7 protein-coding genes and 1 pseudogene are annotated in these 12,518 nt (G+C 43.9%); 4 read left to right on the forward strand and 4 right to left on the reverse strand.

The window, feature by feature from the left end:
• Positions 1–3: 3 nt before the first annotated feature.
• Positions 4–2,283: a 5-methyltetrahydropteroyltriglutamate--homocysteine S-methyltransferase gene (gene metE / locus QV280_RS04750; RefSeq protein WP_152821974.1), complete on the forward strand. Its 2,280-nt coding sequence runs from the start codon at positions 4–6 to the stop codon at positions 2,281–2,283.
• Between the two features lie 229 nt (positions 2,284–2,512).
• The gene (fdhF, locus tag QV280_RS04755) at positions 2,513–6,712 is read left to right on the forward strand and encodes a formate dehydrogenase subunit alpha (RefSeq protein ID WP_152821977.1); all 4,200 of its coding nucleotides are present in this window, start codon (positions 2,513–2,515) and stop codon (positions 6,710–6,712) included.
• Between the two features lie 87 nt (positions 6,713–6,799).
• Here fdhF and kdgR read toward each other — a convergent pair whose 3' ends face one another.
• Complete coding sequence (kdgR, locus tag QV280_RS04760; protein WP_152821979.1) at positions 6,800–7,597, reverse strand: DNA-binding transcriptional regulator KdgR; 798 nt, start codon at positions 7,595–7,597, stop codon at positions 6,800–6,802.
• A gap of 259 nt (positions 7,598–7,856) precedes the next feature.
• Here kdgR and QV280_RS04765 point away from each other — a divergent pair, with 259 nt between their 5' ends.
• Both QV280_RS04765 and QV280_RS04770 read left to right on the forward strand, forming a co-directional pair.
• Positions 7,857–8,546, forward strand: a complete 690-nt coding sequence (locus QV280_RS04765) for a DUF3047 domain-containing protein (RefSeq protein WP_023404086.1) — start codon at positions 7,857–7,859, stop codon at positions 8,544–8,546.
• A gap of 170 nt (positions 8,547–8,716) precedes the next feature.
• Positions 8,717–9,713, forward strand: a pseudogene (locus QV280_RS04770) (PTS transporter subunit EIIC); the annotation flags it as partial.
• Between the two features lie 106 nt (positions 9,714–9,819).
• Here the strand turns inward: QV280_RS04770 and QV280_RS04775 are convergent.
• The 3 genes from QV280_RS04775 to QV280_RS04785 form a co-directional block, all read right to left on the reverse strand.
• The gene (locus QV280_RS04775; protein ID WP_152821981.1) at positions 9,820–10,803 is read right to left on the reverse strand and encodes a hypothetical protein; all 984 of its coding nucleotides are present in this window, start codon (positions 10,801–10,803) and stop codon (positions 9,820–9,822) included.
• Positions 10,804–11,103: 300 nt separating this feature from the next.
• Positions 11,104–11,445, reverse strand: a complete 342-nt coding sequence (locus tag QV280_RS04780; protein WP_253912595.1) for a hypothetical protein — start codon at positions 11,443–11,445, stop codon at positions 11,104–11,106.
• Positions 11,446–11,552: 107 nt separating this feature from the next.
• Positions 11,553–12,377 carry an FTR1 family protein gene (locus tag QV280_RS04785; RefSeq protein WP_152821983.1) on the reverse strand — a complete coding sequence of 275 codons (825 nt, stop codon included), beginning with the start codon at positions 12,375–12,377 and terminating at the stop codon, positions 11,553–11,555.
• Between the last annotated feature and the right edge of the window lie 141 nt (positions 12,378–12,518).

A 12,518-nucleotide genomic window follows, 5' to 3' on the forward strand; every position in this document is an offset into this window, starting at 1 on the left:
ATCATGACAACGACACATATTCTAGGTTATCCACGAGTGGGCGAAAAACGCGAACTGAAATTTGCGCTAGAGAAATATTGGAAAGGCGAATCAGACGTCAACGAACTTCGCCAAGTTGCTTCTGAGATTCGACAAAAAAACTGGACGCTTCAACAAGACAATCAACTGTCATTTGCTACAGCAGGTGATTTTGCATGGTATGACCATGTGTTAGGAACCAGCCTTCTACTGGGTCATGTGCCAAAACGTCATCAAAATGGCACGCCGGATCTTGATACGCTATTTCGTATCGGTCGCGGTCAATCTCAATCAACCTGTGGTTGTGCAGGTCATGCGGCTTCTGACATGACTAAGTGGTTCAACACTAACTATCACTACCTTGTACCAGAGTTTTCTTCTGCCGATACTTTTGAACTAAGCTGGACACAACTTTTTGATGAAATCAGCGAAGCGCAAGCACAAGGCCACACTGTTAAGCCAGTACTGTTAGGCCCACTGAGCTACCTTTACCTAGGTAAAGAAGTAGAAGAAGGCTTTGACCGTTTATCACTATTACCGAAACTGTTAGAAGCATATAAAGCCATTTTTGCAAAACTTGAACAGCTTAACGTAGAGTGGGTGCAAATTGATGAGCCTATCTTAGCCCTTGAGCTTGACGCAAAATGGTTAGATAGCTTTAAAGGCGCGTATCAAACACTGCAAACCAAGGTTAAATTGCTACTAACCACGTACTTTGACTCTATCACGGATGTATTGCCAACTATCACTGAGTTAAATGTGGATGGTTTGCACATCGATATCGCTAGCTCACCAGAGCAGCTGTCAACTGTGGTTGATGCATTGCCAGAGCAATGGGTGTTATCTGCTGGTACGATTAACGGCCGTAACGTATGGCGCGCGAATCTAGTTGAAAAACTGGCGGCGCTACAAGATGCAAAAGCAAAACTAGGCGATCGCCTATGGGTGGCAACCTCTTGTTCACTGCTGCATAGCCCGGTTGATTTGGATCTAGAAACTAAACTGTCTACCGAAACTAAAGATTGGTTTGCGTTTGCTAAACAAAAAGTGGCGGAAGTGAACTGGCTTGCCAAAGCACTAGACGGTGACGCACAAGCGATTGCTTATTGTGAGCAATACAGCCAACCGATTATTGAGCGCAGCAAATCAACGTCAGTAAATAAAGAATCTGTACAGCGTCGCATTGCCGGTCTTACTGCAAAAGATGCAGAGCGTAGCGCGGCTTACCCTGAGCGTGCTCACCATCAAAAAGAAGTGTTAAAACTGCCGTTATTGCCAACCACCACCATTGGTTCGTTCCCACAAACCAGTGATGTGAGAAAAACACGCGCCGCTTATAAACGTGGTGACATTTCTACTACGCAATACACAGAAATTATCCAAGGCTTTATTAAAGATACGGTTGAACGCCAAGAAAAAATTGGTCTAGATGTGTTAGTGCACGGCGAAGCTGAGCGTAATGACATGGTGGAATACTTTGCCGAGAACCTAGCGGGTTTCCAAACTACGCAATTTGGTTGGGTGCAAAGCTACGGCTCACGCTGTGTTAAGCCTGCTATTGTTGTGGCGGATATTGAACGTGAACATCCAATTACTGTTGATTGGACGACTTACGCACAGTCGCTAACTGATAAGCCAATGAAAGGCATGCTAACAGGCCCTGTTACTATCTTGTGCTGGACTTTCCCTCGTGAAGATATTTCAAGAGAAACCATCACTAACCAATTGGCCTTCGCTTTGCAAGATGAAGTGTCTGATTTGGAAGCGGCAGGCATCAATATAATCCAAATTGATGAGCCAGCAATTCGTGAAGGACTGCCATTAAAAGCGCGCGATCATCAGCATTATCTGGACTGGGCCGTGAACGCATTTAAAGTGTCAGCCGCCAGCGCCAAACCAGAAACTCAGATCCATACGCACATGTGTTACAGCGAGTTTAATGAGATTATCGATTCAGTGGCAGCGCTTGATGCAGACGTCATCACCATCGAAACTTCTCGTTCAAACATGGAGCTACTGAACGCATTTGAAGAGTTCAACTATCCAAATGAAATTGGCCCAGGTGTGTACGATATTCACTCACCAAACGTGCCAGAAGTGGAATGGATTGAGCAATTGATTGAAAAAGCGGCTACTCGCATCCCAGTAGAGCGCTTGTGGGTAAACCCAGATTGCGGACTAAAAACACGTAACTGGAGCGAAACAGAAGAGTCACTTAAGCACCTAGTGGAAGCCACTAAACGCTTACGTGCCAAGCTTGCGTAACCTTTACTAAGCAAAATAAAATCTAACAAAGGGCTGGCATTTGCTGGCTCTTTTCATTTTCTAATATTCAACTAGATCCTCTTACCAGTCACTTATTTGTCCTACAAATCACCATTTGGTTAATTCCCGTAGTAATATTGTGGAATAGAGTAACCCTGCACAGCAATAAAGTTATCTCTGTGTTAATAATAAGAGCCCTGTAAATGGGTGAGTACTTACGGAGTCTGGCATGGTGCAAATTGTCATTGATGGAAAATATCGAGTCGTTGAAAAAGGGCTTACACTGCTTGAAGCCGCCAATGTATGTGGGGTAGAGATCCCTTCGCTTTGCGGTGCCAACAAAAGTGGTGAAAAAGTCCCTTGTGACTTGTGTGTGGTTGAAGTGGAAAGTGGCGGTATGAAGCGCGCCTGTGAACTTGAAGTTTACACTGGCTTGAACGTAGTTACCCAATCTTCTCAGCTTAGCCAACATCGCCGCGATGCGCTCAATCGAATCATGACCGATCACTATGCTGACTGTGAAGCGCCTTGCAAAACAGCTTGCCCAGCAGGGGTGGATATTCAATCTTATCTGTACCACATCGCGCAAAACGATCATCAAAAAGCCATTGAAGTGATTAAGCGCACGTTGCCAATGCCTTTGTCGATTGGTCGTGTGTGTCCTGCTTTTTGTGAAACTGAATGTCGCCGTGGTTTAGTGGATGACTCTATTGCCATTCGTCAATTAAAACGCCATGCCGCGGATGCCGATCTTGAAGCTCAGCAAGCGTACATTGCGCCAAAAAAACCAGATCGTAATAAGCGCATTGCGATTGTCGGTGCCGGCCCCGGCGGATTGACTGCAGGGTATTATCTCTCTAATGAGGGTTATCAGGTCAGCGTATTTGAATCTATGCCTCACGCTGGTGGTTGGTTACGTTACGGCATTCCTGAATATCGCTTACCTAAAGATATCTTAGATAAAGAAATTGAGCTGATGTGTCGCAATGGCATGTCGATAGAGTGTGATAAAAAGCTCGGTCGAGATTTTACTTTGTCTTCGCTCAGCGCCGATTTTGATGCCGTGTGTTTGGCCGTTGGCGCATCTAAAGCGGTAGAAATGAATTATAACGGTAGCGATTTAACCGGTTGTTACTTGGGCGTTGATTACCTAAAAGATTACGTGACTGACAAGCAGTATGTGACTGGCAAAAAAGTGGCGGTGATCGGTGGGGGCAATACTGCCATTGATTGCGCGCGCACAGCGGTTCGCGATGGCGCAGACACTACTTTGATTTATCGCCGTACTCGCGCTGAAATGCCAGCGGAAGATTATGAAATTGAAGAGGCAGAGCACGAAGGGGTGAAGTTTCATTTCTTGACCAATCCTTCGCAAAACCTTGCCGATGAAGCGGGGCATGTTAATGCCATCGTACTGGAAAAAATGGCGCTTGGGCCTGCGGATGCATCCGGTCGCCGCTCTCCGCAGTCAACGGGGGAGTTTTTTACCGAAGCGTTTGATACTGTGATTGCTGCGGTATCGCAAAAACCCGACCTCAGTTTTATGGTCGATGAAAGCTTAGAGCTTCCGCTTACCCGCTGGAATACCGCCGAGGTGGATCCTAAAACATTACATAGCGGTACGGGCAACATTTTCAGCATTGGTGATTTTCGTCGCGGCCCTGCAACCGCGGTGGAAGCGGTGGCCGATGGTCGCATTGTAGCGCAAGCCATTGACCGCTTTTTTGACGGTGATATGCACAACATTCCAGTGACGCCATTTAACTCGCGTAAAGGCAAAAACTTGCGCCAAGTGGATTCACTGCACTTTCAAAATATTCAAAAAGTAGCGCGCTCGATAATGCCTGAGCTCACCAGTGAGCAGCGAGAGCAAAGCTTTGCTGAAGTTGAATTAGGCTTTGATAATCGCGAAGCAATGGCAGAGGCGGCGCGCTGTTTGGAGTGTGGTTGTCAGGCAAATACAGAATGTGACCTTCGTGATTACTCTACCGAATATGGCGCGTTGCAATCATTTGACGACGCGATAGAAATCAAATCAGATGCAGATTGGCAAGCGGTTCGCACTCGTGATACTCGCCAAAAATTCAGTGTTGATAGCAGTTCAGAATTTATTGTCTTTGATGCCAACCGCTGCATCAGTTGTGGGCAGTGCGTGCAAGCCTGTAGCGATCAAGCGGTGCACGGCGTACTTAGCTTTATGACCGACAAGGGCGGTCGTCCCGCTTCACGTCCTGAATGTCGCCCTAATTTTGGTGATAACCAAACTCTGATGGGCGATTCAAACTGCGTTCAATGTGGTGCGTGCGTGCAAGTGTGTCCGACTGGCGCAATCATGGATGCGCGTGATAGAGCGCAAGGGCGCATCGAAACCTTAAAAGTGGTTGATACCATTTGCACTTACTGCGGAGTCGGGTGCAAAGTCAGCATGCATGTCGATGAGCAGAGCAATCAGATCCGCTATGTGAAAGGCGGCAACTCTCCAGTCAACGAAGGAATGCTGTGCGTTAAAGGTCGATTTGGCTTTGATTTTGTCGGCAGTGACGCGCGTTTAACTACCCCTTTGATTCGTAAAGATGGTCGCTTGCAACCCGCGTCATGGGAAGAAGCTATTGCGCTGATTGCCAATAAATTTAGCACCATCAAACAGACTTATGGCGGCAATGCGCTAGCGGGATTCTCCTCGGCAAAAACCACCAATGAAGATAACTATGCGTTCCAAAAATTTGTTCGTCGAGAGCTTGGGACCAACAATGTGGATCACTGTGCTCGCCTATGTCACGCTTCAACCGTTACCGGTTTGGAAGCGTCACTCGGTAGCGGGGCTATGACCAATGATATACCGAGTATTCAATATTCGGATGTGATTTTTGTGATTGGCTCTGATACTACGGCCGCACACCCAATAATTGCCTCACATATCAAGCAAGCGATTCGTCATAAAGGCGCACGTTTGATTGTGGCGGACCCTAAGAAAATTGCTTTGGCCGACCATGCTGAGCTGTATCTGGCGCAAAGACCCGGCACGGATGTGATGCTGTTAAACGGTGTGATGCAACAGATCATTAAAAACGGCTGGCATGACATGGCGTATATCGAAGAGCGGGTAGACGGCTTTGATACCTTATTGCAAGAGGTGATGTCGCCAAGCTACGCCCTAGATAAAGTGGAGTTAGTCACCGGCATTAAAGCCAGCGATATTTACGCCATGGCTCGTATGATAGGAACGGCGAAACGCACCGCCGTGTATTACGCTATGGGCATTACCCAGCATACGACCGGGCATGACAATGTTCGTTCTATTGCCAACCTGCAATTGCTGTGTGGCAACATTGGCATTGAAGGTGGCGGTATTAACCCGCTACGCGGTCAGTCCAATGTGCAGGGGGCTTGTGATATGGGAGCGCTACCAAATAACTTCCCTGGTTATCAAAAGGTGTATAACCCACTGATACATCAAAAGTTTGCGACGGAATGGAATGCGCCTGATCTGCCCAATGAAGCCGGTTTAACCCTAACCGAAATCATTGATGCAGCGTGCAAACGTGAAGTGCGCGGTTTGTATGTGATGGGTGAAAACCCTGTGCTGAGCGACCCTGACCAAACTCACGTATTAGCAGGACTTGAGTCATTAGACTTCTTAGTAGTGCAAGATATTTTCCTCACAGAGACTGCCGAGTATGCCGATGTGGTATTACCATCGTGTTCTTTTGCCGAAAAATCGGGCCATTTCACTAATACCGAACGCCGCGTACAGCGATTAAATCCTGTGGTCAATCCGCCGGGTGAAGCATTAGAAGATTGGGTGATTATCCAAAAAATTGCTAACGCTATGGGCGGCGGTTGGAACTATCAAAGTGTCCGTGACATCACCTATGAAATCACGCGAGTAACTCCGCAATATGCAGGACTGGGTTGGGATGCAATCCCCGCCAACGGCAAGCACTGGCCAAGTAACAAAAACAATCCGCAAGGCACTCGCATTATGCATAAAGAGCAATTTATACGTGGGCGAGGGCAGATGGAGGCGATTCCGTTTCGTTATGCAGCGGAGCTTCCTGATGAGGAGTATCCGTTAACTTTGACCACAGGGCGCATTTTGGAGCAGTTCCATACTGGCACTATGACTCGTAAAACCAAAGGCTTAGATAAGCTTGCGGGCCCAAGAGCCATGATCAGTGTCGCGGATGCCGAAGCGTTAGGTATTGGCAATGGCGATATGCTGACGGTCTCAACTCGCCGAGGTGAAATTGATATTGCCGCATTTGTCACTAAGCGAATGCAACAAGGGGTAGTGTTTATTCCATTCCACTTTGTCGAATCGCCAGTAAATAGGCTGACGAATACCGCTAAAGATCCGCACTCAAAAATTCCTGAGTTTAAGGTTGCTGCGGTGAAAGTGGTGAAGAAAGTGGCGCAAGAGGTGTGCTAGCAGGGGAGTAACCGTACCGCATAAAAAACCAGAGCTGAAAATTGTGCTCTGGTTTTATATGGTCAGTATAAACGGCTTATTGCGCGTCTATTCTTGAGTCGTGATGCTTGGATAGTCGTGATAGCCCAATTGCTCAGAAATACGTTTGCCTGCGTTGAGTAGCATGGCCACATATTGAGGTTTACGTTCGATATCAAAGCGTATAGTTGGAAATGACACTGAAACAGAAGCAATAATATTGCCGAAACGATCATAGATTGGAGCACCTATACAACGCAGTCCCGGCTCTTGCTCTTCGTTGTCTTCACCATAGTGCTGAATGCGAACTTGATGCACTTCTTGCATTAGTTGTTCAATATTTTGGTGAGTTTTTTCAGTATGGCGAATAAATTCAACAGGCTTTAAAATTTCGATGGCTTCTTCATCGGTTTTACCAGAAAGAAGAATTTTACCAATAGCGGTACTGTAGAGCGGGTTACGCCTACCAACACGAGAGTGCATACGTAAGTTATAGCTAGAATCAATTTTATGCAGATAAATAATCGCACCTTCATCTAGAGCGCCTAAATGGACGGTCTCATTGGTTAGGCGAGTGATTTCTTGCATTTCTTTATCAGCAATATCAATAAGATCCACATACTCTAATGCCTTAGCACCCAATTCAAACAACTTGAGTGTTAGTGCGTACTTTTCTGATTCATCTTCTTGAGAGACAAAGCCCAACGTTTTCATGGTTTGTAAAAATCGATAGGTGGTTGCCTTGGACATCATTAAGCGTTGAGATAACTCAGAAACACTAATGTCTTTTTGCTCGGCCAATGCTTGTAAAATGCTAAACACCTTTAGAACCGATGATACGGCTTCAGGTCGAGTGGATTTGTCCATCCTAGTCCTTGTATTGATATTGTTTTTTGTAAAGTATACAGACAAAAGTAAGGTGAGTCAGTTATTTCAAAAACACCGTTCAATTTTTTTAAACAGGTCACATGCCTCAATTTATATCCGTATATTAATGCTCTGTATAAATAAAGTGCTATCTTAAACACGTGGCATTTCACCTAAGATGAACATTATTCATTTGCTCAAGCAAAGATGAAAACGCGTGTTTATTCTATTCTCTGTCGTGATCAGCAAAGGTTAATTGATGATTAAATACAAATGCTACGTCAAGCATGTGTTATTGCTTCTTCTTATTCTTAATAGCTCAAATGTGTTAGCTGATAGTTCGATTAACCTTACAGATATTGCCAATAATGGCATTCAAAACTGGCACACAAAAACGCTGTCCGGAATTACACGTTACGATGTCACTGAGTATCTTGCTCAGCCAGCGATTATTGCCAACAGCGACAATTCCGCTTCAGGATTAATATTAAAAAAACGAATCGATTTATTGGCGACTCCTTTTATGAATTGGTCTTGGGCAATCAAAACACCATTATCAAAGCTTGATGAAACTAAAAAAGACGGTGATGACTTTGCGGCCAGAATATACGTTGTAATCGACGGCGGAATGATGTTTTGGAACACTCAATCTATCAGCTACGTATGGTCAAGTGCCCAAGAAAAAGGTCAGATTTGGGATAATCCTTTCGCGGGTAGTCATGTAAAAATGCTGTCACTGCAAGATAAAAGCTCAAATATCGGTCCTTGGTATCAGCAGAAACGAAATATCTATCAGGATTTAGTGGCTGTATTTGGTGACAAAGGCAGTAAAAAAGCCAACCAGAAAAGCTACCGCTATATCGATATGGTGGCGATTATGACCGATACGGATAATAGTGGCGGACATGCTGAAGCCTATTATGGGGATATAGTTTTTTCTTCTTGGTGATGTGGGGGGATTTATTCCACGGCTTTATATTAGGCGGAATTCTTTGTTATTTGTTTTTTACTCTAATTTCCATTAATACAATAACTTATACCTCAATAAGTTCTGTTGCGACATTAGGGGTAGAAAGAGCACCCTTCAACTTAATCCAAGCATAAGCCCCCGCCAAGGTGTCGGGAATTGACGCTCTTTCTCATATGGCTAATGGCGGTAATATGTATGTCTCTACTTTCATTTATGGCTTTATGGAGAGAGCATTGATTCCTGTTGGCCTCCATCATATCTTCTATAGCCCTTATTGGTTCTCTTTTGGTGAATATACTTCTGCATCAGGTGCTATCGTAAATGGTGACCATACTATTTGGTTCAAGATGCTTGAGGACGGTGTTCGAAACTTCTCTACTGATGAGTATCAATCTGCTGGGAAGTTTCTATCTGGTAACTTTGCTATTTATATGTTCGCTTTTCCTGCTGCTTGTTTGGCAATGTATCACGAAGCCAATGATAAAAATAAGAAGATTGCAGCCGGTATTTTAGGATCAGCTGCTCTAACATCATTTGTAACAGGGATTACTGAACCGGTTGAATTTGCTTTCATTTTTGTGGCTCCGTTACTTTACGTATTTTCAGCGATTATGGCAGGTGTATCTTATGCGGTTACATATGCGTTAGAAGTGCATATTGGTAAGACGTTCTCAGCAGGAGTGATTGACTTTATTTCATTTGGAATATTGCCATCAATGGATGGGTTTAATATAAACTGGATTTATGTCATTGCTTGGGGAGCGGTGATGGCGACGATATACTATAGCGCTTTCCGTTTTCCGTTTTGCCATTCGCAAATTTAACTTCAAAACTGTCGGTAGAGATGACAATGAAGTGCAAGCCGTTAATATTACAAACGAAGAATTAGCTCGAGAGCTCATTCCTTTAATTGGCGGAAAGTCAAATATCACCAATATTGGCGCATGTATTACAAGACTACGTTTAGAGTTGAAAGACTTAACAGTTGTTGATGATGAGGCTATTAAATCTCTTGGAGCTATGGGTGTTATACGAGTTGGTTCTACTGGCTTACAAATAATCCTTGGCTCAAAAGCCCAATTTGTCGCTGATATTATCACGCAATCTAATGATACCAGCGAAGAACAAATGGTCGCCTATCCATAATTTGGAACAGTAATTGGCTATTTGCTTCTGCTGTAGTCAATTCGCATTTAGGCTTGGGGGTATTCAGATACGAATACCCCAATAAAGTGTTAATCCAAGGAAGTATTTACTTCACCTCATACCTCAGCAACACTTCATTATCCAAAACCACATTCGTTGACCAGATAAAGTGCGCTCCTGCGCCGCTGAATTTTTCAATGAAGTTCATGTAGGATTTTTTATTATTTACGCCAATTTCATCTTCTGTATAGAGGGTAGCTTTAGGCCATGAGGTTGAGTCGAACTCTTGATTCATCCAATTACTTGGCGTTTCCCAGTGGGCGGCGTAGGCGTTTTCGCCATTATTGGAGCCTTTTGTGGTGCAGGTATTCGATAGGCGTTTGCCATCAACTTCATTTAAACAGGTTAAATCATAGATAGGTGCGGTATAAAACGTTTGGGCCTGCCAGTTTGAGTTGGTCACAGTTCCATCGCTAAAACTTGCGATGAAGCCACCGTCGCCTGGGTGATGTGATGATCCTTGGTTATTTTCAGTACCCACACCTAAGTTTTCTTCCCAATCAATCATTTTCACGGCAATCGTATAAGGCTTATTGACTTTAAATTTCACAATACTGGAGTTAAATGGCGTGAAAGGCACAGAATCTACTGCGATAAGTTGGCCATTTATGTATAACTCGAAGTAGTTATCCGCAAAAATATAGCCAGTAATTTCTTGTCCGTCAGGGTCAACAACCACAACAGGCACTGCGTTTTCATCAACGTTGGCGATACTTCTAGGGGTGATGTTGGCACACTGCTCATAAAGATCGACCGCTTTTGTTGCACTAGCAAAATGGTTTTTGGCTGGCACAGTCCAAACCTTTCCGTCGGCATCGGTAATTTCACCAACGCCGGCAACACGGCTTCTGCCATTGTCACAATCAAAAAGATTCGCTTCGATGGTTTTCGCTAGTCCTTGGGTAATACTGGCTGAACCTTTGTACTCATTAACGTTGCTGCTCGCAATTACGTCAGGTGATGGAGAGCAGCCTGTTGCTAATAGAAGGACTGATGAAAGGGTGATGACTCTGTTGTTTTTAATGCCCATTGCTGAGTACTCAATAATAGATAGACTACTTTAGTGTAGTTGCATATTGCGCAGGAGCAATTGTTTTGAAGTAAGGTATTCGTGTTTTTTATCAATAGCTTACCTATTCAAAGGCGAGTGAGGATGTTTAGCGTTTGGCTTAATTAATAGCAAGGTCAATCCTTGAACCTTGCTACATGTGATTTGACTTACTTTACTGCTGTACTATTAGCGTTTTCGAGGTTTATCGCTTGTTGCTGAATCGACATAATATTAAGCGTTGTATTGATATCTTTGGCTACGTTGGATAACCAATTACTCTTACATGCTGGTCTTTGTCTCGGTTTTTTCACCTGAACCACTGTATCTTGAAGTTTTCTCATGCATAGGCTTCTGCTGGTTGATAGTGATTGCTTTGTCTGTAAATTCAATTTTTACATTACATCGACTTATTGACATTTCGAAAGAATCTGAAGTTTGGTTTGTAACCTTCCATTCACGCAAAGACACAAGCTCTAACAGCTTCAGTTTTGTGTTTAATTGGCTTTGGGTGACTGCGGGAAGTGATATTGCTTTGTATTCGTGCCAAGTCGTATTTGTTTCACTGGCCGCTTGCGCATAGAAGCCGATCATCAAGCTGATTATGGCTATTAACTTTTTCATATTCTTGGTCTTCGGTAATTAAAAAACGAGGAATCGTAGCATTGTGCAAGGTCTTGTCAATGTCCTACTCGGTAATGATAATCTTCGTTATTTGCTTGCAGTAAACCTTAGTGACTGCGATGGGGATTCGCATCAGTATTGAGCTTAACTTTGCGAATGCTGAATAAGAAAAGCAAGGTGCTTATATACACAATCAACTGCATTAAGCTGGGTTTTTCGGTATAACCCAAAATAACGTGCATGATTAATGCTAGCCAATTGCTGTGGTGATCAAAGTAAGGGGTGGTGTTCCAAACTTGTGGAATAATTGACGGAAGGACGTTGATGCTGGTTAATTTTGCTACCGCATGTGCGGCGATGCCGGCGGTTAGAAAGCTCATCAGTATAGGAAAAATATCAACGACTATGTTGGCATCAATTAGGAGTAAAGCGGCATATGCTATGGCTCCTATCACGATAGTCTGCACGATACCTAATACACTACCTATGATGATAGAGGCGTGCGTAATATCGGATTGATGCACTAAGTTAAGCAGGAAAAACGCTACGCTGAATCCGTTAAGCAGTATGGTGGATATCGCGATTAATAGTAAAGCCACTAGAGTGCAATAGCCTTGCAAAGACTTGCTTGTATTGGCTTGGTTATCTGTAGGGTAAGGCTTTGACTGGATAGTAATAATCGTTGAGGCTATCAGGCCACTGGATAAAATAAGCAGCAGCGCTTGAGTTAATTTGGATTGGAATATGGTCGCAAGCCAAATATTTGAAAGTGCAAAAGTGGCGAGTAAGATGGCGGTGGCAATGCCAATCGTACAGCCAGAAAAGAGCCATTTTTTTGCACCAATAATTGATTTGGTACTCAGTAAAAGCAGAGTGATAATAAGCGCAATATCAATCCCTTCCTTGGATACAATCGCCATACTCGCAAACATAAACATCCTTGTTAAAAACTCATTAAGTTTTATTTCTAAACTGCATTGTCACTACAATGGGCGTCTAGTTACAGATAGAAATCATAAAACTTATTTGTCATATTTAAGGTGTAGATTTAGCAGTGTGGTTAGCCGTGAATT

The sequence above is a fragment of the Vibrio sp. B1Z05 genome, from assembly GCF_052955985.1.

Coding starts and splice junctions, on each gene's coding strand:
- fdhF (WP_152821977.1), top strand. CDS start 2,513: ATGGTGCAAATTGTCATTGATGGAAAATATCGAGTCGTTGAAAAAGGG.
- QV280_RS04780 (WP_253912595.1), bottom strand. CDS start 11,445: ATGAAAAAGTTAATAGCCATAATCAGCTTGATGATCGGCTTCTATGCG.
- kdgR (WP_152821979.1), bottom strand. CDS start 7,597: ATGGACAAATCCACTCGACCTGAAGCCGTATCATCGGTTCTAAAGGTG.
- metE (WP_152821974.1), top strand. CDS start 4: ATGACAACGACACATATTCTAGGTTATCCACGAGTGGGCGAAAAACGC.
- QV280_RS04765 (WP_023404086.1), top strand. CDS start 7,857: ATGATTAAATACAAATGCTACGTCAAGCATGTGTTATTGCTTCTTCTT.
- QV280_RS04775 (WP_152821981.1), bottom strand. CDS start 10,803: ATGGGCATTAAAAACAACAGAGTCATCACCCTTTCATCAGTCCTTCTA.
- QV280_RS04785 (WP_152821983.1), bottom strand. CDS start 12,377: ATGTTTGCGAGTATGGCGATTGTATCCAAGGAAGGGATTGATATTGCG.